General features: G+C 63.7%; 25 protein-coding genes. 8 read left to right on the plus strand and 17 right to left on the minus strand.

All coding sequences use genetic code 11. The annotated features are described in order from the left end of the window. Position 1: 1 nt before the first annotated feature. From edd to AC2FLM_RS05805, 5 genes are all read right to left on the minus strand, one after another. Positions 2 to 1807 carry a phosphogluconate dehydratase gene (gene edd / locus AC2FLM_RS05785; protein WP_496856464.1) on the minus strand — a complete coding sequence of 602 codons (1806 nt, stop codon included), beginning with the start codon at positions 1805 to 1807 and terminating at the stop codon, positions 2 to 4. 2 nt (positions 1808 to 1809) lie between these two features. Beyond that, complete coding sequence (zwf, locus tag AC2FLM_RS05790) at positions 1810 to 3261, minus strand: glucose-6-phosphate dehydrogenase (RefSeq protein ID WP_496856466.1); 1452 nt, start codon at positions 3259 to 3261, stop codon at positions 1810 to 1812. A gap of 488 nt (positions 3262 to 3749) precedes the next feature. Further along, a complete protein-coding gene (locus AC2FLM_RS05795; RefSeq protein WP_496856468.1) occupies positions 3750 to 3881 on the minus strand; it encodes a hypothetical protein in 132 nt (43 codons plus the stop codon). Positions 3882 to 4054: 173 nt separating this feature from the next. Continuing rightward, positions 4055 to 6298 carry a phosphoenolpyruvate--protein phosphotransferase gene (ptsP, locus tag AC2FLM_RS05800; protein ID WP_496856470.1) on the minus strand — a complete coding sequence of 748 codons (2244 nt, stop codon included), beginning with the start codon at positions 6296 to 6298 and terminating at the stop codon, positions 4055 to 4057. Positions 6299 to 6345: 47 nt separating this feature from the next. Then, on the minus strand, positions 6346 to 7584 hold the full coding sequence (locus tag AC2FLM_RS05805) for an aspartate kinase (RefSeq protein ID WP_496856472.1): 1239 nt from the start codon (positions 7582 to 7584) through the stop codon (positions 6346 to 6348). Positions 7585 to 7676: 92 nt separating this feature from the next. Between AC2FLM_RS05805 and AC2FLM_RS05810 the strand changes: the two genes are divergently transcribed. Beyond that, complete coding sequence (locus AC2FLM_RS05810; RefSeq protein ID WP_496856474.1) at positions 7677 to 8120, plus strand: hypothetical protein; 444 nt, start codon at positions 7677 to 7679, stop codon at positions 8118 to 8120. Here the strand turns inward: AC2FLM_RS05810 and AC2FLM_RS05815 are convergent. The 5 genes from AC2FLM_RS05815 to AC2FLM_RS05835 form a co-directional block, all read right to left on the minus strand. Continuing rightward, on the minus strand, positions 8114 to 8752 hold the full coding sequence (locus AC2FLM_RS05815; RefSeq protein ID WP_234218299.1) for an SDR family NAD(P)-dependent oxidoreductase: 639 nt from the start codon (positions 8750 to 8752) through the stop codon (positions 8114 to 8116). The two genes, AC2FLM_RS05810 and AC2FLM_RS05815, sit on opposite strands and share 7 nt — an antisense overlap. 1 nt (position 8753) lies before the next feature. Beyond that, positions 8754 to 9179 (minus strand): DUF1178 family protein, encoded by a 426-nt coding sequence (locus AC2FLM_RS05820; RefSeq protein ID WP_234139645.1) that lies wholly within the window; start codon positions 9177 to 9179, stop codon positions 8754 to 8756. Positions 9180 to 9230: 51 nt separating this feature from the next. Then, positions 9231 to 9731 carry an NUDIX hydrolase gene (locus AC2FLM_RS05825; protein ID WP_496856477.1) on the minus strand — a complete coding sequence of 167 codons (501 nt, stop codon included), beginning with the start codon at positions 9729 to 9731 and terminating at the stop codon, positions 9231 to 9233. 68 nt (positions 9732 to 9799) lie between these two features. Continuing rightward, the gene (locus AC2FLM_RS05830; RefSeq protein WP_496856479.1) at positions 9800 to 10561 is read right to left on the minus strand and encodes an EcsC family protein; all 762 of its coding nucleotides are present in this window, start codon (positions 10559 to 10561) and stop codon (positions 9800 to 9802) included. A 49-nt stretch (positions 10562 to 10610) separates the two neighbouring features. Next, positions 10611 to 11099, minus strand: a complete 489-nt coding sequence (locus AC2FLM_RS05835) for a GNAT family N-acetyltransferase (protein WP_234139642.1) — start codon at positions 11097 to 11099, stop codon at positions 10611 to 10613. Between the two features lie 83 nt (positions 11100 to 11182). On the opposite strand from AC2FLM_RS05835, the gene AC2FLM_RS05840 reads away from it, so the two are divergent. Beyond that, on the plus strand, positions 11183 to 11788 hold the full coding sequence (locus tag AC2FLM_RS05840) for a flavin reductase family protein (RefSeq protein WP_496856481.1): 606 nt from the start codon (positions 11183 to 11185) through the stop codon (positions 11786 to 11788). Continuing rightward, complete coding sequence (locus AC2FLM_RS05845; protein WP_496856483.1) at positions 11788 to 12426, plus strand: CatB-related O-acetyltransferase; 639 nt, start codon at positions 11788 to 11790, stop codon at positions 12424 to 12426. Before AC2FLM_RS05840 ends, AC2FLM_RS05845 begins: the two co-directional genes overlap by 1 nt. A 118-nt stretch (positions 12427 to 12544) precedes the next feature. On the opposite strand, the gene AC2FLM_RS05850 is transcribed toward AC2FLM_RS05845, so the two are convergent. Next, positions 12545 to 14179 (minus strand): SulP family inorganic anion transporter, encoded by a 1635-nt coding sequence (locus AC2FLM_RS05850; RefSeq protein ID WP_496856485.1) that lies wholly within the window; start codon positions 14177 to 14179, stop codon positions 12545 to 12547. Positions 14180 to 14339: 160 nt separating this feature from the next. On the opposite strand from AC2FLM_RS05850, the gene AC2FLM_RS05855 reads away from it, so the two are divergent. From AC2FLM_RS05855 to AC2FLM_RS05865, 3 genes are all read left to right on the plus strand, one after another. Continuing rightward, positions 14340 to 14921, plus strand: a complete 582-nt coding sequence (locus AC2FLM_RS05855) for a hypothetical protein (protein ID WP_496856487.1) — start codon at positions 14340 to 14342, stop codon at positions 14919 to 14921. Positions 14922 to 14997: 76 nt separating this feature from the next. After that, positions 14998 to 15870, plus strand: coding sequence for an S-methyl-5'-thioadenosine phosphorylase (locus tag AC2FLM_RS05860; protein WP_496856489.1), 873 nt, complete (start codon positions 14998 to 15000; stop codon positions 15868 to 15870). A gap of 73 nt (positions 15871 to 15943) precedes the next feature. Next, entirely contained in the window at positions 15944 to 16573 is a 630-nt protein-coding gene (locus tag AC2FLM_RS05865) for a LysE family translocator (protein WP_234218290.1), read from the plus strand. Here AC2FLM_RS05865 and AC2FLM_RS05870 read toward each other — a convergent pair. Beyond that, a complete protein-coding gene (locus AC2FLM_RS05870; RefSeq protein WP_234139635.1) occupies positions 16570 to 16743 on the minus strand; it encodes a hypothetical protein in 174 nt (57 codons plus the stop codon). The genes AC2FLM_RS05865 and AC2FLM_RS05870 overlap by 4 nt on opposite strands. Positions 16744 to 16846: 103 nt before the next feature. Between AC2FLM_RS05870 and AC2FLM_RS05875 the strand changes: the two genes are divergently transcribed. After that, a complete protein-coding gene (locus AC2FLM_RS05875) occupies positions 16847 to 16969 on the plus strand; it encodes a hypothetical protein (protein WP_275671094.1) in 123 nt (40 codons plus the stop codon). 99 nt (positions 16970 to 17068) lie between these two features. Then, the gene (locus tag AC2FLM_RS05880) at positions 17069 to 17608 is read left to right on the plus strand and encodes an adenine phosphoribosyltransferase (RefSeq protein ID WP_234139634.1); all 540 of its coding nucleotides are present in this window, start codon (positions 17069 to 17071) and stop codon (positions 17606 to 17608) included. Positions 17609 to 17677: 69 nt separating this feature from the next. Here the strand turns inward: AC2FLM_RS05880 and AC2FLM_RS05885 are convergent, their stop codons facing one another. From AC2FLM_RS05885 to thrC, 5 genes are all read right to left on the minus strand, one after another. Then, on the minus strand, positions 17678 to 19090 hold the full coding sequence (locus AC2FLM_RS05885; protein WP_496856491.1) for an FAD-binding oxidoreductase: 1413 nt from the start codon (positions 19088 to 19090) through the stop codon (positions 17678 to 17680). Positions 19091 to 19128: 38 nt separating this feature from the next. Beyond that, on the minus strand, positions 19129 to 19947 hold the full coding sequence (locus tag AC2FLM_RS05890; RefSeq protein WP_496856493.1) for an MBL fold metallo-hydrolase: 819 nt from the start codon (positions 19945 to 19947) through the stop codon (positions 19129 to 19131). Positions 19948 to 20051: 104 nt separating this feature from the next. Beyond that, on the minus strand, positions 20052 to 20636 hold the full coding sequence (locus AC2FLM_RS05895; RefSeq protein ID WP_234139631.1) for a GNAT family N-acetyltransferase: 585 nt from the start codon (positions 20634 to 20636) through the stop codon (positions 20052 to 20054). Then, complete coding sequence (locus AC2FLM_RS05900) at positions 20636 to 21898, minus strand: M16 family metallopeptidase (protein WP_496856495.1); 1263 nt, start codon at positions 21896 to 21898, stop codon at positions 20636 to 20638. Before AC2FLM_RS05900 ends, AC2FLM_RS05895 begins: the two co-directional genes overlap by 1 nt. Then, entirely contained in the window at positions 21895 to 23286 is a 1392-nt protein-coding gene (thrC, locus tag AC2FLM_RS05905; RefSeq protein ID WP_496856497.1) for a threonine synthase, read from the minus strand. Before thrC ends, AC2FLM_RS05900 begins: the two co-directional genes overlap by 4 nt.

Below are 23286 nucleotides of genomic sequence, written 5' to 3' on the forward strand. Positions count from 1 at the left end.
GCTATCCTCCAAATACGCTGGCGCCAGTATCTGCCGAACCGACCGCCGCACGGAAGGCGGCAAACAGGTCGCGCCCGGTGCCGAACTGGTTGCCGGACAGGTCCGCTGTGACCGGGTCGCGTGCCAGTACAGCCTCGGTCAGGATATCGAGCACGCCCGCCTCGGCATCGACCCGCAACAAGTCGCCGTCGCGCAGCCGCGCGATGGGACCACCCTCCAGCGCTTCGGGCACCACGTGGATTGCGGCCGGAACCTTGCCCGAAGCGCCCGACATGCGCCCATCGGTGACCAGCGCCACCTTTTGCCCGCGCCCTTGCAGGATCGACAGGATCGGGGTCAGCGAGTGCAACTCGGGCATGCCGTTGGCCTTGGGCCCCTGAAAGCGGACCACCACCACCATGTCGCCGGTCAGCTGACCGGCCTTGAAGGCGGCCTTGACCTCGTCCTGGTCGTGAAAGACGCGCACCGGCGCCTCGACCACCCGATGTTCCGGCGCCACGGCCGAGACCTTCATCACCGCCGTGCCCAGCGATCCCGAAAGGCGCGACAGCCCACCGGTCGCCTGAAACGGGTCCGAGGCCGGGCGCAGGATCTTGTCGTTCAGGCTCGTTTGCGTTCCGGCCTCCCAGCTCAGAACCCCATCTCGCAGCTTGGGCTCTTGTGTATAGCGCTCGAGCCCCCGGCCCGCCACGGTCAGCGTGTCAGGATGCAGGAACCCCGCCTCCAGCAGAGTGCGGATGGTATAGCCCAGCCCGCCCGCCGCGTGGAAATGGTTCACGTCGGCCAACCCGTTGGGATAGACCCGCGCGACCAGCGGCACCACGGCCGAGATCTCGGCAAAGTCCTGCCAGTCGAGCAGGATGCCCCCCGCCCGCGCCATGGCAACCAGATGAATGAGCAGGTTGGTCGAGCCACCGGTCGCCATCAGCCCGACAATGCCGTTCACATAGGCGCGTTCATCCAAGACATGCCCTACCGGGGTATAGGTGTTGCCCAACGCCGAAAGGCTGAGTGACCGCCGCGCCGCCTCGGCGGTCAGCGCCTCGCGCAGGCCGGTGCTTGGCGGCACGAAACTGGCGCCCGGCAGGTGCAACCCCATGAACTCCATCAGCATCTGGTTGGTGTTGGCGGTGCCGTAAAAGGTGCAGGTGCCCGGCCCGTGATAGGCCGCCATCTCGGCCGCCATCAGCTCGGCATGGCCCACCTCACCCTTTGCAAAGCGCTGCCGCACCTTGGCCTTTTCATCATTGGGCAGACCGCTGGTCATCGGCCCCGCAGGCACGAAGACCGCCGGCAGGTGGCCAAAGCTCTGCGCCGCGATCACCAGCCCCGGCACGATCTTGTCGCAGACGCCCAGAAACACCGCCGCGTCAAAGGTGTTGTGGCTAAGCGCAACACCCGCCGCCATGGCGATCACGTCTCGCGAGAACAGCGACAGTTCCATTCCCGGTGCGCCCTGGGTGACACCGTCGCACATGGCCGGAACCCCGCCTGCCACCTGCGCAGTGCCGCCGACAGAGCGGGCGGCCTGGCGCAGCACATCCGGATAGCGCTCGAACGGCTGATGCGCCGACAGCATGTCGTTATAGCTGGTGACGATGCCCAGATGCCCGGCCGAGCCGGTGGCCAACGCCTGTTGATCCTCCCCCGCCCCGGCATAAGCATGCGCCTGTCCCGAACAGCTGAGATGCGCCCGCGCCGGGCCCTGGTCGCGGGCCGCGTCGATCCGGGCCAGATAGGGCCCGCGCGTTGCGGCGCTGCGCGCCACGATCCGGGCCGTCACCTCGGCTATGGTCGCATGTACCATGGTCATCCTCCGATCTGCCGCCAGCGGCGGCCGTCTCGATGCAGCAGCATCAGCGCCTCTTCCGGACCCGAACTGCCCTGATCATAAGGATAGGGCCGGTCGCGGTTTCTTTCCCATTCGGCGATGATGGGATCCACCCAGGCCCAGGCGGCCTCGGCCTCGTCGCCCCGCATGAACAGGGTCTGGTCACCCCGGATCACGTCCATCACCAAACGCTCATAGGCGTCCTGTGGCCGCGTATCGCCGCCCAGCGCCTCGGCAAAGCTCATGTCCAGCGGCACCTCGGCCAGCCGGAAGCCGCCCGGCCCCGGATCCTTGATCGTGGTGCGCAGAGTGATGCCCTCATCCGGTTGCAACCGGATGATCAGCTTGTTGCCGTGGATCGGCCCCACATTGGGAAAGATCGAATGTGGCGGATCGCGGAACTGCACCACGATTTCCGACACCCGCGCCCGCAGCTTCTTGCCGGTGCGCAGATAGAACGGCACCCCGGCCCAACGCCAGTTGGCCACATGAACCCTGAGAGCAATGAAACTCTCGGTGCGGCTCTGGGGATCGCCCACATGGTCGAGATAGCCATCGCCGCCCTCGTCGGCGCGGTATTGCCCCCGGGCGATATCGCCGGGCGGAACCGGGTCAAGCGCCTCGATCACCTTGACCTTTTCGTCCCGCACCGCGTTCGGGGTGAATTTCGACGGCGGCTCCATCGCGGTCAGACAAAGGAGCTGCACCAGATGGTTCTGAACCATGTCCCGCATGGCGCCGGACTGGTCGTAATAGGCCTCTCGCCCCTCGACGCCGATGCTTTCGGCCACCGTGATCTGCACATGGTCGATATGGGTCGCGTTCCAGAGGGGTTCGAACAGCGAGTTGGCAAAGCGCAGCGCCATCAGGTTCTGCACCGTTTCCTTGCCCAGATAGTGGTCGATCCGATAGATCTGGTGTTCCTCGAAACAGACCCTCAGACCGGCATTCAGGGCGCGCGCGGTTTCGAGATCGCGGCCAAAGGGCTTTTCGACCACGATCCGCGCCTCGGGTGTTGCCATGCCATGGCTCTCAAGTTGCCGCGCTATGCCGGCAAACAGGGACGGCGCGACCGAAAGGTAGAAGGCCCGCACCGCATCCGCGCGCAGCATGGCTGCAAGCGCCGGCCAGCCATCCTCGCCGAGCGCATCCACCGCCACATAGTCGAGCTTTTGCAGGAACCGTCCGAGCACCTCGGTTCGGGTCGGGGTGTCCGGGGTAAATTCCTCGATCGCCTGACGCACCTCGGCGCGAAAGGCCTCGGTCGTCAGCTCGGTGCGGGCCGAACCGATGATCCGCGCCTCCTCGGGCATCTGTCCCACTTCGTAGCGATGAAAGAGCGCTGGCAAGATCTTGCGGCGGGCAAGATCGCCGGTAGCCCCGAACAGAACCAGATCGAAGGCACTGACCGGAATGACACGGGATACCATGCTGTCTCCTTTGCAACGGCTCTTTTGCGTATCCACGCCGGGCTCCGGGCCGGGACATCACAAATGTTAACGCTAACAATTTGCCGTCCTCTTTACGGATACCCTGCAAAATATCAAGCCCATCCTGACATAAAACAGTTTTCTGTAGCGGCCCTGATCCAGCCCACCCTCAGCAAGCGGCGACGAGCACGACGAGAAGCGATTGTGGATATCTGTGACACGATTGCTCACCATCAGACGAAATAACCTCTATGAAAACAGGCTTTTCAGGCCCATTAAACTTCTGCTTCCGGCTGTGGAGAACTCTGTGGGTGATACCGAAAATCAACTTTATTATCGATAGTTAGACATGAATACTTATGTAGTGGGTCAGTATTTGAGACCACTACGCTCGGATACAATGGAAAAATCGCATTGCACCCGATACCCGCGCCACCAAAAGTGAGGTGAACCGGGCTTGCTGCCAGAAAACGACCTGCGGAGGTACGTCAGAGCATGTCGTACAGCGGATTTCCTGTCTGCAACAGCAGTTGTGGATGAAAATGACGAACAATACGCCTAGCATCAAAAATAGCATATTCTGCGGCAATATCTTCACGATATAAGATAAAACCGATCAAGAAACATCAATTAATTACGGCGAAACGCTGGTAAATTTATCCACAGTGCTCGCTCTCAGTTGACCCAAACCGCTACTCTATCCGGCCCAGGGCCAGCAAAGATTTGCTGAAAACAACAGACAAATGGCACCGGGCCCGTACCGGCCCTGCCACAGATCCGGTATCGGGGAAGATCAAGGATTCTGGCTAAGCCAGTCCATCACCGCAGGACGCACGGATTGAACACCACGGTGGCGGGCATCCGTGATGATCTTGCGCAGCTCACCCAGATCCGTGCGCAAAAGCAAGCTCTTGACGGGCCCAATTGAAGCAGGGCGCATCGACAGGGTGCGGATACCCATGGCCGCCAGACAGATCGCCTCGATCGGTCGTCCGGCATCCTCACCGCAAAAGCTGAGCGGCGTCCCAGAGATGCCGCACCGTTCGACAATCCGCTCGATCAGGCTGAGAAAACTGCTGTTGAGCGTGTCATAACGCCGGCGCACGCGTTCGTTCTCGCGGTCGGCGGCAAAGAAGAACTGTTTCAGATCGTTGCCACCGATCGAGAGAAATCCGACATCGTCAAAGAACTTCTGCGGCGCAAAGGCCAGCGACGGTGTCTCGAGCATGGCGCCGATTTCCAGCGTCTCGGGCAGCGGATGGCCCAGAACCTTTTCGCGGGCGATGGTCTTGTCCACCTCGGCGCGAGCGGCGTGATATTCCTCGGCCTGGGCGACAAAGGGGAACATGATGGTCAGCGCGCGTCCGTTGGCGGCCCGGATCAGCGCCTGCAACTGCATCCGCATCACCCCGGGCTTGTCCAGCCCCACCCGGATCGCGCGCCAGCCCAGCGCCGGGTTCGGCTCGTCCGTGGGCTTCATATAGGGCAGCACCTTGTCCGACCCGATATCGAGGGTGCGGAACACGACCCGCTTGCCCTTAGCCGCGTCCAGAACGCGCGAGTAGAGCGCCACCAGTTCCGATCGTTTCGGCATCTGGTTGCGTACCAAGAATTGCAGCTCGGTCCGAAACAACCCCACCCCTTCGGCACCCGAACTTTCGAGCGAGGGCAGGTCCGCCATCAGGCCCGCATTCATCACCAGATTGATACGCTGGCCGTCCTTCGTGATGGCGGGGGTTTCCCGGATCGAGGCATAGCGCGCCTGTGCATCCGCCTGCATCGCGATCTTGTCGCGAAAGGCACTGACCACACTCTCCTCGGGGCGCAGATGCACCACCCCCTGATCGCCATCGACCAGGATCTGGTCGCCGTTCAGTGCCTCGGTCGTGATCCGCTCGGCATGCACGACCAGCGGTATCGCCAGTGCCCGGGCTACGATGGCCGCATGACTGCCGACCGAACCTTCCTCCAGCACGATCCCCTTGAGCGAGCGGCCATATTCCAGCAGGTCGCCCGGCCCGATATTGCGTGCCACCAGGATCGGATCGGGCGGCAGTTCGGCGCCCGTCTGCTTGCCCTGGCCGGTCAGGATGCGCAGCAGGCGGTTCGACAGGTCATCGAGGTCGGCCAGACGCTCGCGCAGATAGGAATCCTGTACCTGCCCCATGCGGGCGCGGGCCAGAGACTGTTCCTTTTCCACCGCCGCCTCGGCGCTGAGGCCCCGGGAGATATCCTCTTCCATCCGGCGCATCCAGCCCTTGGAATTGGCGAACATCCTGTAGGCCTCGAGAACCTGCAACTGTTCCTTGTCGCCGTTCTGCGACATCTCCAGCATCTTGTCGACGCCGACGCGCAACTCGTCCACAGCCTCGTTCAGGCGCTCCATCTCGCGATGGGGATCGTCGGCGATCGGGTTGGTGATCACCACGCGTGGCTCGTGCAGCCAGACATGGCCCTCGGCCGCGCCTTCCTGCCCGGTGCCGCCCCGGAACATGGCCGATTTCTGATGCAGCGGCGACAGCGCGGCGCCCTCGCCGACAAAGGCGCCCAGTTCGGCCATCTCGGCCAGCACCATGGCCACCACTTCCAGCGCATAGACCTCGTCGGCGGAAAACTCGCGCGCGTCGCGCGACTGCACCACCAGAACGCCCAGCTTTTCGCCAAGCCGCTGCACGGGGATGCCCAGGAAGGAGGAATAGCGTTCCTCCCCTGTCTCGGGCATGTAGCGGAACCCCTTGGCCGAGGGCGCATCGGGCGTGTTGACCACCTTGCCGGACTTGGCGACGCGGCCAACCAGCCCCTCGCCCAGCCGCATCCGGGTCTGGTGCACCGACTCGGGCTTCAACCCCTCGGTGGCGCACAGTTCCAGCGTGTCGACATCTCGGAACAGGTAGATCGAGCAGACCTCGGTCCCCATGCTGTCGGCGATCAGATGCGTGATCCGGTCCAGACGGGCCTGACCGGCCTCGTCCGTCGCCATCGCCTCGCGCAGCCGCCCCAGCAGCTTGCGGGATTCGCTTTCGGTTCCGTCCGCCATGGGCCCTCGCGCCGTTGCAGGATCAGGCGCGCCCGGCCCCGTTTGGATCAGGCCGCCTTGTCCAGTTCAAACGCATCATGCAGCGCCTGCACGGCAAGTTCCATGTATTTCCGGTCGATCAGCACGGAAATCTTGATCTCAGAGGTTGTAATTACCTTGATGTTGATCCCCTCATCCGAGAGTATCTTGAACATCTTGGCGGCCACGCCAGACTGGCTGCGCATGCCGATGCCGACGACCGACACCTTGCAGACGTCATAATCGACCAGCAGGTCCTCGAATTCCAGCTCGCCCGCGTCCTTGACCGCGTTCATCGCCTTTTCGGCGCGCGCCACCTGGTCGGTCGGGCACGAGAAGGTCATGTCGGTGATGCCTTCCTCGGACACGTTCTGCACGATCATGTCCACGTTCACGCCGCCCTCGCTGAGCGCATTGAAGATGGTGGCCGCAACGCCGGGACGGTCCTGGACCGAGACAACGGTCATCTTGGCCTCGTCGCGGGAATAGGCGACGCCGGAGACTACATTGGATTCCATGATTTCCTCCTCATCGACAACCAGCGTACCGGCGGTGTCGGATTGTTCCTCGAAACTGGAGAGGACACGCAGTTTGACCTTGTACCGCATGGCCAGTTCGACCGAGCGGGTTTGCAGCACCTTGGCCCCCAGCGAGGCCAGTTCGAGCATTTCCTCGAACGAGATCCTTTCCAGCTTGCGCGCCTTGGTGCAGATGCGCGGATCGGTGGTATAGACACCGTCCACATCGGTATAGATGTCGCAGCGCTCGGCCTCGAAGGCGGCGGCAAAGGCAACGGCGGTGGTGTCCGACCCGCCCCGGCCCAGCGTGGTGATGCGGCCCTCGGGGCTGACGCCCTGGAACCCGGCGACCACCGCGACCTTCATGCCTTCGGCGAATTTCTGGTTGATATTGTGCGGTGGGATATCTTCGATCCGGGCCTGGCTGTGGGCGCTGTTGGTCATCAGCGGCACCTGCCAGCCCTGCCAGCTGCGCGCGGGGATATCCATTTCTTGCAGCGTCAGCGCCATCAGGCCGGCGGTGATATTCTCGCCCGAGGAAACGACCGCATCATATTCCCGCGCATCGAACAGCGGCGAGGTCTCGTTGACCCAGCCCACCAGTTCATTGGTCTTGCCGGCCATGGCCGAGACGATGACGATCACGTCATAGCCCTTGGCCACTTCGACGCCCACGCGCTTGGCCGCGCGGCGGATACGGTCGAGATTGGCGACCGAAGTGCCGCCGAATTTCATCACGAGCGTTGGCATGGGGGCTAGGTCTCCGCGCCTGTGGAAAAATGTCCCGAGCCTCTTATGCGAGGGGGGGTACAAGAGCAAGAGGGCAATGGGGCCGCACCGATTTGACGCAGGGCCGCAAGGCGGCCTACGGGCTTTACAGATTCGGGCCGGAATGCGAGCGTTGCATAGCCTTTAGCCAGCAAGGAACGACCATGCGCGCCACCATTCTCGCTGTCAGCCTTATCCTGTCTTCGCCTGTGGCGTTTGCCGCCACCGTATCCGGAACCGACGGACAAAACGCGTTGGGAACGGTCCCCTGCGCGACGGGTGGTCAGGCCCTTTCCGATTGCCCGGCAGAGCTGCGCCGCAAGGAGGATGGTACCGCCACATTGGCTGTCATCCTGCCCGGCGGGACGGTGCGCAACATCTATTTCGAGGATGGCAAACCGGTTTCCAGCAGCTCGCCCTCTCCCGTCAGTTCGGAAACCTCCGGCGATACGCTGCGGATTTTCATTGCACCAGGCGAGGTATTCGAACTGCCGGCGGCCGCGGTCGCGTCTCAATAAGGGTGCGCGCGCCCGTCCCAGGTTTCGAAACATCCCGTCGTCTCGGGCGATAGCGTGGCAAAGCGCTCGATCAGGCCGCCCGCCGCCTCGGTAACGTCGATATCGCCGCCCTGACCGCCCATGTCGGTACGCACCCAGCCCGGATGATAGACGCCCACGGCGATGCCCTCGGGTGCCAGATCGGCAGCCAGGTTGCGGCCCAGGTTCAGCACAGCCGCCTTGGACGCGCGATAGGCATAGCTGCCGCCCGGCGCGCGCGTGTGCGAGGCCATCTGCGAAGAGATGATTGCAATCTTGCCGCCGGCGGCCCTGATATTGGGGAGCAGGGCCTGAACGGTCAGAAAGACGCCGGTGACATTGGCGGCAAAGCTGTCGGTCCAGACCTGCGCGGTGTAGCCCTCCAGCGACAGCCCCTTGTCCAGATAGACGCCTGCATTGCAGATCAACAGATCAATGGGGCGCCCCGCCAGCACCTCGGCCATGGCGCGGTGCTGGACCGGGTCGGTCACATCAAGCGCGATATCGCAGCTGTCATCGCGCGCGGTGGCGGTGACGCCATGGCCCGCCTTGCGATACTGTGCGGCCAGCTCCCGCCCGATCCCGCGGTTGCCGCCGGTGATCAGTACATGCATGTCAATTCGCCTTTCGGTTCGGCAGGAATGGCAGCGGCGCGACGGGAATACCGTCCTCAAGCAGGGCCTTGGCCTCTTCCATCTTGGCCTCGCCATAGATCGCCCGTTCCGGCGCCTCACCCAGATGCATGCGGCGCGCCTCGGTTGCGAAATCCCTGCCCACATAGTCGGAATTCGCCTCGATCTTGCGCCGGATCTCGGCCAGTGCCTGTTCGGCGGGTGTTGCAGGCGCGGTCAGCGGGCGGGCGTCCTTGTTGGACCGGACCGAGGTGACACGGGGGCTCATGATCGCCTTTTCGACCTCTGTCCCGCCACAGACCGAGCAGGCGACCATTCCGGTCGCCGCCAGTTTTTCAAAGGCGGCAGCCGATTGGAACCAGCTGTCAAAGCTGTGCCCGGCGCTGCATTTCAGAGAATACTGAATCATCTGGCCATTCCGTTGCGGTCCGCCCAGTAGATATCCACATATCCCGCAAGATCAAGTGGAGTGCGGCCCTGTGGCCGTCGGGCACAACCGCCGCAGCGCCATGGGATCGAGTGTCCCGAGCAGCTGTTTCAGCTCCGGTTCATCAACCTTCCGGGCTGCCTCGGTCGCGGTAAACCAGACCCGCTGCCGCTGGCCCGTTTCGGGGTATTCATCTTCCAGACGCGCAACGCAGAGCGGATATACCTCGACCTTGCAGGGAACCTCGCGCCGTTTATCGAGCAGCTTGACATAGTGGTAAGCCCCCAGCGGGACCGGAGAGACACGCCCCACGACGCCCGCCTCCTCCCACGCCTCGCGTGCGGCGGTGGCGGCTCCGTCCAGGCCGGGTATCGGCCAGCCCTTGGGCAGAATCCAGCGCCCCGTCCCACGCGAGGTGATCAGCAGCACCAGAGGCGTGTCCCCGTCGAACCGGTAGCAGAGCGCGCCATATTGCAGCCGGGTCAGCGCCTGCGCCCTTTGCATCGTCACCGCCTTGTCGAGCTTTGCGTTCATCGCGCTCCGTCCTGTCCGCGTGGTCGCGCGGGTTGAAACCAATTAACGGCGGAATTGTGAAACTGCGGTTACATCCGGTCGCCCAGCGCCATCTTGTCCGACAGGCGCGCAACCAGTTCGGCATGGGGAATATCCGCATCCACCGCCAACCGCCTGAGCCCGAAATGCACATGCGCGATCTGCTGGTAATAGCGGGTATAGATATAGTTCACCGATGCCCCGGCAACCGCACCCAGCACCGGCACCGATTGCGCCGCCAACTTTTGCCCCAATGCTGTCGCAAGTCGCGGTGCCACGGCCGAGATCATCTTGTGCAAGGCTCCACCGGTCAGCGTCAGCCGCAGCGAGACAAAACCCAGATCGGCGCCGTCATCCGTCGACAACGGGCCTGCGGCGGCAAAGACCCGGATACAGTCGAACTGCACGTTCTCGGCGGCGGGATCGAACCCGTGTTCGGCGGCCACATCCTGTATCGCGCGCAACAGAACCGTGGTGGTCGCGGGCAATTCGACCAGCGCCGACGGCAAACCGCCCATGCCACCGGCGGCGCCCATGGCTGTGGTCCAGATCATGTTGGTTCGCGCGCTCTGTCCCGGCACCGCCACGCGCGAGCCTTGTGCGGCACGCATCGCCAGCACCAGCGCGCGCTCGGTCGCCTCGGTCAGACCGGTGCGCACCTGATGCGGCAGCCGGTCAAGCAGCCCTTCTGCCTGCCCGCCCAGCGCGTTCAGCAACCGGATCCCGGTGCCGCCCGCCGCACGATAGCGTCTCGCCAGCGCCTCCAGCTCGGCCTCGGCATCCACCGGGGCAACGATCACGATATCCTGCATGGCGCATGCCTCCTCTGTTAGTCAAAGATCGGCATCGCATCGTGCGATTTCAACGGGTCCAGCGGGTGACCCGGCCTGAAACTCCGGCCCAAGCGCCGGGCACCAGATCCAACCCCAGCACCCGGTCGGGGTTGGTGGGCGGCGGCATCTCGACCCCATCCAGCCGGGCAAATCCGAAGCGGCTGTAATAGGGTGCATCTCCCACCAGCATCACCCGCGCCCAACCGCTTTCACGGCCGGCCTCCAGCCCTTCCTGGATCAGGAACCCACCCAGTCCCTCGCCCTGGTGGGTGGGGTGGACGGCCACGGGGCCCAAGAGCAGCGCGTCGCAATCGCCCACATGCACCGGCCAGAACCTGATCGCCCCGGCCAGTGTGCCATCGCTGTCGCGCGCAACCAGTGACAGGCCGGCCACTGGCGGTACATCATCGCGCAGCCGGTACGAGGACAGCGCCGTTCGGCCCGGTGCAAAACACAGGTCATAAAGCGCCTCGACCTCCCACCAATCGTCCGGTGTTTCCGGTTTGACCTCGATCACCTGTCTTCCTGCCTCTCCCTTCGGGTGGAAATCGCCCTATCACTTCGTTACCCCTAGGGCAAATGATTGGAGATCAAAGACACATGTTCTATCGACCTGAAGACGGGCACGGCCTGCCGCACAACCCGTTCAACGCCATCATCACGCCGCGCCCCATCGGTTGGATATCCACCCGTGCTGCGGATGGCACCAACAACCTTGCCCCCTACAGCTTCTTCAATGGTGCCGCCTATGTCCCGCCTCAGGTGATGTTCTCGACCACGGGCAGCAAGCCCGACCAGGACAACACCAAGGACACCGTCGCCAATATCGAGGCGACGGGTGTCTTCTGCGTCAACATCGTCGAATACGCGATGCGCGACGCGATGAACGCGACATCGGCGAGTCTCCCGCGCGATGTGGATGAATTCGCCCATGCCGGGCTGACACCCGTCGAATGCGATACCATCGCCTGCGCCCGCGTCGCTGGCGCCCCCGCAGCTCTGGAATGCAAGCTGACCCGGATCGTCACCCTTCCCGGCGTCTCAAACCGGGTGGTCTTTGGCGAGGTGACCGGCATCCATCTGCGAGACGATTGCCTGAAGGACGGTATTTTCGACATTACCACCTATCAGCCGCTCGCCCGGCTTGGCTACCGCGACTATTCGGTGGTGCGCGACCTCTTTTCACTCGCCCGGCCCGACGACTGATGCCGCTGCCCGATGCAAGCCGCCGCTATCCGGTCACCTTGCCGGACGGGACGGATCATGCCGGTACGGTGTTTCTGAACCGGGTGATCGAGAACCCCCGGTTTCGGGCCGGGGACCACAGCTATGCCTCGGACTTCGATCCGCCGAAGGATTGGGCGGCGCGGCTGGCACCCTATCTGTTTCCCACTTCGGCCGAAACGCTGACACTAGGCCGCTTCTGCCAGATCGCTCACGGGGTCCGCTTCATCACCGCCTCGTCCAATCACGCCCAGAACGGGATCACCTGCTTTCCCTTCCCGGTCTTCGACCCGGCGCAAATGGCCTCCTACCAGCCGGACCGCCGCGATACGGTGGTCGGCCACGATGTCTGGATCGGATATGGGGCGATGATCCTGCCCGGCGCGCGGATCGGCAACGGCGCTATCATCGGCGCCGGCGCGGTGGTGCGTGGCACGGTGCCCGCTTACGCGGTGGTGACCGGCAATCCCGGCCAGGTGATCCGCTTCCGTTTTGATCCCGACACCATTGCCCGGCTGCAATCTCTCGCCTGGTGGGACTGGCCGCCCGATCTCATCGCCCGCGCCGAACCGGCGCTGCTCTCAGGCGATCTTGCCGCTCTCGCCGCCCTCGCCCCCTGATCCCTCTTTCCTCTTGCCCCAAATATCCCGGAGCGCGAGGCAGCGCCTCGCATCCCGCACCGAAAGGTGCGGCAACAAGAAAGCGCGCGCCTTCAGGCGCGCCCCGCTTGGCAAAGGGTCAGTGACCACCCAGGATGCCGGTCCGGACCGAGTAATCCACCGCCAGCCCGTAATCGGGGTCATCGTCGCTGTCGACCATCAGATGCCCGGCCTTGTTCAACAACTGGTGGCAGTCGCGGCTCAGATGCCGCAGCATCACCTGCTTGCCCGCCGCCTCGTATTTCAACGCCACCGCCTCGATCGCCTGCAACGCCGACTGATCGACAACCCGGCTCTCCTTGAAATCGACGATCACGGTGTCGGGGTCCTGTTCGACCTCGAACAGTTCCACGAACCCGTCGGTCGAACCAAAGAACAGCGGCCCCTGAATCTCATAGACCTTGGCGCCCTTTGCGGTATGCGACTCGCGCGTCACCGCATGGATGCGCTTGGCGTTGTTCCAGGCATAGGCCAGCGCCGAGACGATGACCCCCACCACAACGGCAACCGCGAGGTCCTCCATCACGGTCACCACGGTGACCAGAACGGTTACAAAGGCATCGGTCAGCGGCACCTTGCGCAGGATCATCAGCGAGTTCCAGGCAAAGGTCCCGATCACCACCATGAACATCACGCCGACGAGCGCGGCCAGCGGGATCTGCTCGATCAGCGGCGCGCCCACCAGGATGAAGAGCAACAGGAACAGCGCCGCCGCGATACCCGCCACCCGGGTCCGGCCGCCGGATTTCACGTTGATCATCGACTGGCCGATCATCGCGCAGCCGCCCATGCCGCCAAAGAAGCCGGTCACCACATTGGCCGCGCCCTGGGCGATGCATTCCTGGCTGGCCCCACCGCGCTTGCCGGTGATGTCGCCCACCAGGTTCAGGGTCAGCAGTGACTCGATCAACCCGATCGCCGCGAGGATGACGGAATAGGGCAGGATGATTTCCAGCGTTTCCCAATTCAGCGGCACCATCGGGATGTGGAACTGCGGCAACCCGCCCTCGATCGAGGCCATGTCGCCGACGCGCGGCACGTCCAGCCCGGCGCCGATCACCAGCGCCGCGACCACGGCGATGCCCGCCAGCGGCGCAGGGATAACCCGCGTCACCCGCGGCATGATCCAGATCACCACCATGGTCAGCGCCACCAGCGCCAGCATCAACATCAGCGGACCGCCGGACAGCCATTCGCCGCCGCCAAGCCCGTGACCGGTGTTTTCCATGCTGCCCGGCACCTTGAACTGACCCATCTGGGCCAAAAAGATCACAATGGCCAGCCCGTTGACAAAGCCCAGCATGACCGGATGCGGCACCAGCCGGATGAACTTGCCCCATTGCATGACCCCGGCAACCAGCTGTAACAGCCCCATCAGCACCACGGTCGCAAACAGGTATTCCACCCCATGCTGCGCCACCAGCGCCACCATCACCACCGCCAGCGCCCCGGTCGCGCCCGAGATCATGCCCGGCCGCCCGCCGATCAGCGCGGTGATCAGCCCGACCAGAAAGGCGGCATAAAGCCCCACCAACGGGTGCACCCCGGCGACAAAGGCAAAGGCCACCGCCTCGGGCACCAGCGCCAGCGCCACGGTCAGTCCCGACAACAGCTCGATCCTGAGCCGCGAGACAGTCAGTGGCTCGTCCGGCATCCAGCGCAGGTCGGGAATGGCGAGACGATTGGCAACACTTGCCAGGAAGGCACGGGGCATGGGTCAGGTCCTGATGGGGAGTTCGCGTTCCGGGCTTTCTAACGAATCGGGACCCATCCGGCCATGGCGCAGCAAGGGTAGCGGCTATGCGTCGCATGCATGACTTTCGCTCGCGGCAACGTGACTTGCACGCGGCCCGACCGCTGCTCACCTGTCTTGCATGCGCTTCTTGATCCCCTTGCTGCTTTCCGCCCTGATCGCCCAGCCCGCCCATGCCCAGGACATGCAGGGCAACGATACCGCCGGCAACTGGCGGGTTACCCATCACAAGTTGATCGGTATCTGGGATTCCATGTGCGACGAGCGGTTCGAGCAAGGGCAATTGGTGAAACGCTGCTATCTGCGGCATGTGGACGTGTTCTCGCCACATCCCGAATTTGCCGCGCAATATCTCTTTGTCACGCCTGAGGTCGAGGGCTTTGCGGTCGAGATCGGAATCGAGCCCGGCTCGCTTTTCGCCCCCGGCGGCCTTCGGATCGAGGGTGAACAGGGGCGGATCTGGCACAGCAATTGGCCCGGCTGCCTGACCGGGCTGGGGTGTAACTTCTCGGACAACGGCGCAGAGACATTGATTACTGCGATGCGGCAGGGAAACCGCTTTCGCTTCACTTTCCGAGATCGCCACGGACGGGCGCAGGACCGCGACTGGCCGCTTGGCCAGTTCGAGGCAGCCTGGCAGGATTTTCTGGTACAGTCGGGGACGCGCGGACTTATCGGCGGCAGAAGCCCGAGGCAAGAATGAGCCACGCCCTTGAAATGCGCGCCGGAATCCGCACAACTCGGACGCGAAACGCCCGCAACAGGAAAAGGCCATCAACATGCGCAACACCAAGATCGCCGTGATCGGCGGCTCGGGCATCTATGACATCGACGGGCTGGACGCGGCGGAATGGGTCACTGTCGACACCCCATGGGGGGCGCCTTCGGACCAGATCCTGACCGGGCGGCTGGGTGGCGTCGACATGGCCTTTCTGCCCCGGCACGGGCGTGGCCATGTGCATTCCCCGACCGAGGTTCCCTATCGCGCCAACATCGATGCGCTGAAACGGCTGGGTGTCACCGATGTGATCTCGGTTTCCGCCTGCGGATCGTTCCGCGAGGCGATGGCGCCGGGGCATTTCGTGATTGTCGACCAGTTCATCGACCGCACTTTTGCGCGCGAGAAGAGCTTCTTTGGCACCGGCTGCGTCGCCCATGTCAGCGTTGCCCACCCCACCTGCCCGCGCCTGTCGGATGCATGCGAGACCTCTGCCCGTGCCGCCGGCGTCACCGTGCATCGCGGCGGCACCTATCTGGCGATGGAGGGGCCGCAATTCTCGACTCTCGCGGAATCGAAGATGTACCGCGAGCACTGGGGGGCCGATGTGATCGGCATGACCAACATGCCCGAGGCGAAGCTCGCCCGAGAGGCCGAGCTTTGTTATGCCTCCGTCGCAATGGTCACCGATTATGACAGCTGGCACCCCGATCATGGCGAGGTGGACGTGACCCAGATCATCGCCACCCTAATGGGCAATGCCGACAAGGCGCGCGCCATGGTCAAGGGCCTGCCCGCTCTCCTGGGCGCCGAGCGCGCGCCCTGTCCGCATGGCTGCGACCGGGCACTGGAGCATGCCATCCTGACCGCACCCGAGGTGCGTGATCCGGCCCTGCTGGCAAAACTCGACGCTGTCGCGGGCCGGGTGTTGTGAGCACAAACGAACGCTTGACCGTGAACGGATAAGCAGGCTGACTGCCGCCTGCCCTTCCCCCGCGGAGACCCCAATGCCCCTCGATCTCTGGCTTGCCTTTGTTGCCGCTTCGACTGCCCTTCTGCTGATCCCCGGCCCCACAGTGCTGCTGGTCTTGAGCTATGCCCTGTCCAAGGGGCGTGGTGTGGCCGTGGCGTCGGCGACGGGAGTGGCTCTGGGAGATCTCATCGCGATGAGCGCCTCTCTCGCCGGGCTTGGCGCATTGGTGCTGGCCTCGGCCACGCTGTTTTCGGTGCTCAAGTGGGTCGGCGCCGCCTATCTTCTGTGGCTGGGCTATCGCCTGTTCCGCAGCGCGGGCAGCGCGGGTCTGGCGCAGATGCGCGTCTCGCCGGATGTGAGCGAACGGTCGGTCTTTGCCCATGCCGCCGCTGTCACAGCGCTGAATCCGAAATCAATCGCCTTCTTCATCGCTTTCGTGCCGCAGTTTCTGCGCCCCGAAGCCCCCTTGGTCCCGCAATTCGCCATCCTGATCGCAACCTTTGTCGGTCTGGCAGGGCTGAACGCGCTTGCCTATGCGCTGCTCGCCGACCATCTGCGCCGCTGGATCGACCGGCCTTCGGTCATTGCCGGGCTGACCCGAACCGGAGGGATAACCCTGATGGGCATGGGTATTGCCACTGCCCTTCTGAGGCGCCCCACCTAATCGTCCGGATGCGCCTTCATGAACTCGCGGATGAAGCGGCGTATCTCGCGCGCGGCGCTGGTGTCGAGCGCCTTGCACTTTTCCACAAACGCGTCCCGCTCGTTCTTGTCGAGCCTCAAAACCAGCTGCGCATCCTTTCTGGAGGCGTTTTTTCCGTCTTTCTTGCCCACCAACCTACCCGTGTGGTTGAAAAATCTGCATATGCTTTGTATATACAAATCATATATCATGTCGATGCACTTCGACCGTAGCAACATGACGGAGGCAAATGCAATGAACCTGCACACCGCACAATCGCTGCTGATACAGGATCGCCGCGACTGGGTGAAACCGCACCTGTCCTGGTTGCCGGCCGCGCTCTACCGGTCTTTTGGCAGCCTCAGGACAAAGACCTGACCAAGCCCCCGTTTCGGGGCGATACAAGTCGCCCCTCCCCCTTGCGTCTGCGCGCGTCATGCGCCAAACCGCAGGAAACGCTGTTTTCCGGGGGGCCACATGTCCAGAACGAAATCGGTTCAGGATTACATCCGTACCATCGTCGATTTTCCCCATGAAGGGATCCTGTTTCGGGATGTGACCACGCTGTTTGCCGATCCACGCGGTTTTCGCATGGCGATCGATCAGATGCTGCATCCATATGCCGGCGAGCGGATCGACAAGGTGGTGGGGCTGGAAGCGCGCGGTTTCATCCTGGGCGGTGCGATCGCGCACCAGTTGAGCGTTGGTTTCGTACCGATCCGCAAGAAAGGCAAGCTGCCCGGAACCACGATCAGCCAGGACTATAAACTGGAATACGGCGAGGCGATTGTCGAGATCCACGACGATGCGATCCAACCAGGCGAGAAGGTACTGCTGGTAGATGACCTGCTGGCGACCGGCGGTACCGCCGCCGCCGGGATCCGGTTGATAGAACGGTTGGGTGGTGAGATCGTCTCTTGCGCCTTCATCATTGACCTGCCTGACCTGGGCGGCCGCAAGGTGCTGGAAGCGATGGGCATGGATGTGCACGCGCTCTGCGCCTTCGAAGGTCTCTGACCGGCGCAGAACAAAATTCTGCGAATTTTGTTTACTAGAAAATTCGCAGAATTTTCTTGCACTTGCCTCTCACGCAAGCACTGCACCCGGATTCATGATGCCGAAAGGGTCTAGTGCAGTTTTGATCGCACGCATCGCGGCCAGTTTCGCCGGATCGCCATAGCGCTGTAGATCTCCGGTCTTGAACCGTCCGATGCCGTGCTCGGCGCTGACAGAACCGCCGTACTCGTGCACGAGGTCATGCACCAGTCTCTTGAGGCCAGTGGCCTGATCCGCATAATCCGACCGGTTCCGTCCCTTTGGTGGAAACAGGTTGTAGTGCAGATTGCCGTCCCCAAGGTGACCGAAGCAGTTGATGCGGTATGATCCCGCCGCGGCAACCACCTCCTGTCCGCGCCGGATGAACGCGGGCAGTTCCGACAGCGGCAGCGACACGTCATGGCTGGAGATCGAGCCGATCCGGCGATTGGCCTCGGGGATATGTTCGCGCAGGCTCCAGAGCGCGGCACGCTGCGCCTCGCTCTGTGCCACTACGCCATCGCTGGCCAATTCGGCCTCCACCGCCGCCTCGAACAGCGACTCAAGCGCCGTGACCGCGTCCAGACCGCCCGACAGGCCCAACTCCACCAGAACGCTCCATTCCGGAACCGGGTCCAGCGGTTGGCGCAGATGCGGCAGGGTCTCCGCCAGAAAGTCGAAGCTCTGACGGTGGATCAACTCAAAGGCGCTGATACACTCGCCGATCTGGCCACGCGCCAATGCCAGAATGTCCAGCGCGGCCTGCGGATTGCGCACCGCAAGCAATGCGGTGCCCAGCGAGCTCGGCATCGGGGAAAGCTTCAGCGCGGCGGCGGTGATGATGCCCAGTGTGCCCTCGGAACCGATCAGCAGGTTCCGCAGGTCATAGCCGGTATTGTCCTTTCTCAGACGGGTCAGCCCGTTCCAGATCTCTCCGCTCGGCAGAACCACCTCAAGCCCCAGGCACAGGTCACGGGCATTGCCATAGCGCAACACCCCCACCCCGCCGGCATTGGTGGCGAGATTGCCACCGATCCGACAGGACCCTTCGGATGCCAGCGACAGCGGGAACAGGCGGTTCACATCGCCGGCCGCATCTTGAATGTCGGCCAGGATACAGCCCGCCTCGGCCACCACAACGTTCTCTTGCGGATAGACGCCGCGTATCCGGTTCATGCGTTCCAGCGAGATGACCAGCGGCGCGGGCCCGTCGGGCATTACCTGTCCGCCCACCAGCCCAGTTCCGCCGCCATAAGGCAACACCGCCACACGCTGCGCCGATGCAGCCCGGATCAGTGTTGCTACCTCCTCGGTCGAACGCGGCAAGGCCAGAACGCCCGCCTGCCCGGTCCAGCGCCCGCGCGGCTCGGCCAGATAGCGGGGCTCGACCGGACGCAACACCTCGGCGGGCAACAGGCCGCGCAGGTGGGTGGCAAAGCTCTCGTCAGCGGGGTTCAGGGTCATGCCCTTTTCATGCCCACGGCGGGCGCATGCGGCAAGCCCTAATCGAGATCGACGAGGTAGCGCGGTTCAAGCACCACCACCGTGGGCCGGTCGGGCAGCGTGCGCAGCGATATGTCGATCTCGGACACGCCATCGCGGCGAATGTCGAAATCGTTTCGAATGCCTGCAAGAAACCGGTCCAGCGAATGCCCCGAGAACCAGTGCATCGGGATGATGACCGAGCTTTTCAGGCGCCGTAGCACCGCGATCATCTCGGGAAGCGACATGGTCGTGCCACCATCAACAGCGGCCATCACCACATCAAGCCGGCCAAGGGCAGCGAATTGCGCATCGTCGGGAACATGGTGCAGGTGTCCCAGATGCCCAATGCACATTCCCTCGACCTCGAACACGAAGATCGAATTGCCGCGCCCCTCGACCCCACCATAGACCGAACGGATATCGGTCGGGACATTCCGGATCAGCATTTCACCCAGATCGAGATGGTGTTCTATTCCCTTGCCGAACGGGCCCCAGCCTTGCAGAACATGCGGGATCGCCGGGTCGGGGAATTGCGTCCAATGGGTCTCGTGCGCGTGGTTCATGGTCACGATATCGGGGATCATGTCGGCGCTGCCGATGAAGCCGGTGAAATCGGTGACCGCGTTCAGCCCGCCGGGCGTCTGGATCAGAAACGAGGCATGCGCGATATAGCTGATCCGCACCGAATAATCCGGCACCGGATCCTGCCAGCCCGCCTTGTGCAGATACTCGATGCCAGGTGCCGCATCGGCGATGGCAATGCAATGGCTTGGGCGACGCTCTTGAGCCGCCGCGCCCCCAGCAAGTAAAGTCAATGCCAGTAGAAACCGCCACATTCCATGAATAGTAGCGCATCATCGCGGCAAGTCACGCCCCTGATCCCTGTTCGTTAGAAAGCGCACCGGCTCCGGAACGGCCCCGACGCCGCGATACCGCCCATCTAGCCCGCATCCGTCTTGCCGCGCCGGTCCGAACGCAGGCAGGCATAGAGGACATGGGTCCGCCAGCGCCCGTTGATCTGAAGATAGGACTGCGCCACGCCTTCATACTTGAACCCCGAGCTTTCCAGCAGCCCGCGCGAAGCCATGTTCTCGGGCAGGCAGGCGGCTTCGAGACGGCTGAGGTCGAGACGGGAGAAGGCGTGGTGCACCACCGCGCCGATCGCCTCGCGCATATATCCCTGCCGGGCATAGCATTGCCCGGTCCAGTATCCCAGCGTTCCCGCCTGAGCGGGACCGCGGCGGATATTGTCCAGCGTGATCGCCCCAACCAGCACATCGTCCGAGCGCCGGAACACGAACAGGGGCACCGCCGAGCCACTGGAGACCGAGCGTTGTGCCCAATAAACCCGGTTTGTGAAACTCTTGCGGCTGAGATGATCGCTGGCCCAGCTGGGCTCCCACGGGATGAGATAGTCACGCGACGCCCGCCGCAGCGCTGCCCAGTCGGCATAGTCTGAATGCGCCGGCAGACGCAGGCTGAGCCGCTCGGTTTCGAGTGTCAGCTTGCGGCGGCCCAGCAGCATCAGGCAGCGCGCCTCTCTTGCAGCTCCGCCAAGTTGGGGGCGGCCGAGACCGGGCCATAAAGCGCCAGCGCCGCCGGCGCGTCGACCGCCATCCGCTCGGCAAAGGCGCGCACATCGGCGGTGGTGACCGCGTCAATCCGGGCCACGGTATCCTCGAGCGAAGGCACCTTGCCCCAGATCTGCACGAGCCGAGCCAGCCGTTCGGCCCGGTTCGACGGGCTTTCCAGCCCCATCAGCATCCCGGCCTTCATCTGGGCGCGGGCACGGGCCACTTCGGCCTCGGTCATGTCGTCCGCGGCGCGCTTCATCTCGTCGATGGTGATACCCGCCAGTTCGGCCACCTGCCCCGCGCTGGTCCCGGCATAGATGGTGGTGGTGCCGGTATCGGCATAGGCGCCGGTCTGGGCAAAGATCGTATAGCACAGGCCACGCACTTCGCGCACTTCCTGGAACAGGCGCGAGGACATGCCGCCCCCCAGCGCCGAGGAATAGATCTGAGCGGTATAGATGGCGTCGTCGCGATAGCCGGGCCCCTCGAGCGCCAGCGCGAAATGGGCCTGTTCCAACGCCTTTTCCCGCCGTGCTTCGCCGCCGGTAAACAGCGCAAGTTCCGCCAGCGTACCCTTGCGCTGGGTAAGATGGCCGAACATCTCTTCTGCCAGCCGGACCAGCAGGTCGTGATCGACCGCGCCGGTTGCCGACAGAATCATCTGCTCGGGCCCGTAATTCTCGGCCACGAAGGCCGACAGATCGGCGCGGGAAAAGCTGCTGACCCGCTCGGCCGGGCCAAGAATGGTGCGGCCCAGCGGCTGGTCGCGATAGCTTTCTTCCTGCAACCAGTCAAAGATCACGTCGTCGGGCGTGTCATGGGCCTGACCGATCTCTTGCAGGATCACGCCACGTTCGACCTCGATCTCGCGCGGGTCAAAGACCGGGTTGAGGACGATATCGCCGATCACGTCGAGCGCCAGCGCCACGTCCTCTTTCAGGACGCGGGCATAATAGGCGGTCACCTCGCGCGAGGTATAGGCGTTGATATAGCCGCCCACATCCTCGATCGCCTCGGCAATCTGCAGCGCCGAACGGCGCTCGGTTCCCTTGAACGCCATGTGTTCCAGGAAATGGGCGATGCCGTTCTGGTCGATCCGTTCATGCCGCCCGCCCGCGGTCACCCAGATGCCGATGGCCGCCGATTGCAGGCCCGGCATGTTCTCGCTGACGATGCGAAAGCCGTTGGCCAGTTGGTCCTGTCTTACTGTCACGCAGGGATATGCCTTCTGATATGATCCTGGAGGGCGGCCAGATCGTTGGCGATCCGGGTCACCCGCTCCGGACGTTCATACAGATCCGACATGCGCGGGGGAAGAGGCGGAAACACACCGCTGGCCTGTTCCACCGCAGCGGGGAATTTCGCCGGATGCGCGGTGGCCAGCGTGATCATCGGCGCCGCGTCGGCCGCGCGGGCCTCTTCGGCGACCTTTACCCCCACCGCCGAATGCGGGCACAACAGCTCGCCACTGGCGGCCAGCGTGGTCTTGATTGTGGCCAGTGTTTCCTCTTCCGAGGCGCGTCCCGAGGAGAAGCTTTCACGCAGGGCCTGCATGGCGCCCTGGCTGACATGGAACCCGCCCTGTTGCAGCTCGTCCATCAGCTGCGACACCGCCGCGCCATCCTGGCCATAGGCGTAATAAAGCGCGCGTTCGAAATTGGAGCTGACCTGAATATCCATCGACGGGCTGATCGAGGGTATGGTTTCGCCCTTGAAATAGCCCTCGCCCGACAGGCAGCGGTGCAGAATGTCGTTCTGGTTGGTGGCCACCACCAGCTGCTCGATCGGCAGCCCCATCCGCTTGGCGATATAGCCCGCGAAGATGTCGCCGAAATTGCCGGTGGGTACGGTGAAGCTGACCTTGCGATGCGGCGCACCCAGGCTGGTGGCCGCCGAGAAGTAATAGACCACCTGCGCCAGAACCCGCGCGAAATTGATCGAGTTCACACCAGCCAGCCGCACCCCGTCGCGGAAGGCGAAGTCGTTGAACATGTCCTTGACCCGCGCCTGACAGTCGTCGAAGTCGCCATCTACCGCCAGCGCGTGCACGTTGCTGTCGGCGGGCGTGGTCATCTGGCGGCGCTGCACCTCGCTGACGCGGCCATGCGGGAAGAGGATAAAGACATTGACCGCATCCAGCCCCCGAAACGCCTCGATCGCGGCCGAGCCGGTATCGCCCGAAGTGGCGCCGACAATGGTCACCGTCTCGCCGCGCCGCGCCAGCGCCGCCTGAAACAGCTGGCCGATCAGCTGCATCGCGAAATCCTTGAAGGCCAGCGTCGGCCCGTGGAACAGCTCCAGCAGGAAGTGGTTCTCGTTGAGCTGTTTCAGCGGTGCCCGGGCGGCATGGCCAAAGCCTTCGTATGCGCGTGCGATGATGCCCCGGAATTCGTCCTCAGCAAACGATCCGCTCACATAGGGCCACATTACACGAAAGGCGATCTCTTCATAAGGCAGGCCCGCCAGCGCGGCGATCTCGTCGTAGCCCATCACCGGGATCTCGGCGGGCAGGTAAAGGCCCCCGTCACGGGCCAGACCGGTCAGCATCGCCTCTTCAAAGGTAAGCTCGGGCGCCTGCCCGCGGGTCGAGATGTATTTCAT

It is taken from the genome of Ruegeria sp. SAZD011 (assembly GCF_059612545.1).

Bases quoted from the DNA above. Each gene is read 5' to 3' on its own strand.
- AC2FLM_RS05890 (WP_496856493.1), bottom strand. From the start codon at position 19,947: ATGTGGCGGTTTCTACTGGCATTGACTTTACTTGCTGGGGGCGCGGCG.
- AC2FLM_RS05860 (WP_496856489.1), top strand. From the start codon at position 14,998: ATGCGCAACACCAAGATCGCCGTGATCGGCGGCTCGGGCATCTATGAC.
- AC2FLM_RS05820 (WP_234139645.1), bottom strand. From the start codon at position 9,179: ATGATTCAGTATTCTCTGAAATGCAGCGCCGGGCACAGCTTTGACAGC.
- AC2FLM_RS05875 (WP_275671094.1), top strand. From the start codon at position 16,847: ATGAACCTGCACACCGCACAATCGCTGCTGATACAGGATCGCCGCGAC.
- AC2FLM_RS05865 (WP_234218290.1), top strand. From the start codon at position 15,944: ATGCCCCTCGATCTCTGGCTTGCCTTTGTTGCCGCTTCGACTGCCCTT.
- AC2FLM_RS05845 (WP_496856483.1), top strand. From the start codon at position 11,788: ATGCCGCTGCCCGATGCAAGCCGCCGCTATCCGGTCACCTTGCCGGAC.
- AC2FLM_RS05840 (WP_496856481.1), top strand. From the start codon at position 11,183: ATGTTCTATCGACCTGAAGACGGGCACGGCCTGCCGCACAACCCGTTC.
- AC2FLM_RS05805 (WP_496856472.1), bottom strand. From the start codon at position 7,584: ATGCCAACGCTCGTGATGAAATTCGGCGGCACTTCGGTCGCCAATCTC.
- AC2FLM_RS05850 (WP_496856485.1), bottom strand. From the start codon at position 14,179: ATGCCCCGTGCCTTCCTGGCAAGTGTTGCCAATCGTCTCGCCATTCCC.
- thrC (WP_496856497.1), bottom strand. From the start codon at position 23,286: ATGAAATACATCTCGACCCGCGGGCAGGCGCCCGAGCTTACCTTTGAA.
- AC2FLM_RS05825 (WP_496856477.1), bottom strand. From the start codon at position 9,731: ATGAACGCAAAGCTCGACAAGGCGGTGACGATGCAAAGGGCGCAGGCG.
- ptsP (WP_496856470.1), bottom strand. From the start codon at position 6,298: ATGGCGGACGGAACCGAAAGCGAATCCCGCAAGCTGCTGGGGCGGCTG.
- AC2FLM_RS05885 (WP_496856491.1), bottom strand. From the start codon at position 19,090: ATGACCCTGAACCCCGCTGACGAGAGCTTTGCCACCCACCTGCGCGGC.
- edd (WP_496856464.1), bottom strand. From the start codon at position 1,807: ATGGTACATGCGACCATAGCCGAGGTGACGGCCCGGATCGTGGCGCGC.
- AC2FLM_RS05895 (WP_234139631.1), bottom strand. From the start codon at position 20,636: ATGCTGCTGGGCCGCCGCAAGCTGACACTCGAAACCGAGCGGCTCAGC.
- AC2FLM_RS05830 (WP_496856479.1), bottom strand. From the start codon at position 10,561: ATGCAGGATATCGTGATCGTTGCCCCGGTGGATGCCGAGGCCGAGCTG.
- AC2FLM_RS05855 (WP_496856487.1), top strand. From the start codon at position 14,340: ATGCGCTTCTTGATCCCCTTGCTGCTTTCCGCCCTGATCGCCCAGCCC.
- zwf (WP_496856466.1), bottom strand. From the start codon at position 3,261: ATGGTATCCCGTGTCATTCCGGTCAGTGCCTTCGATCTGGTTCTGTTC.
- AC2FLM_RS05815 (WP_234218299.1), bottom strand. From the start codon at position 8,752: ATGCATGTACTGATCACCGGCGGCAACCGCGGGATCGGGCGGGAGCTG.
- AC2FLM_RS05880 (WP_234139634.1), top strand. From the start codon at position 17,069: ATGTCCAGAACGAAATCGGTTCAGGATTACATCCGTACCATCGTCGAT.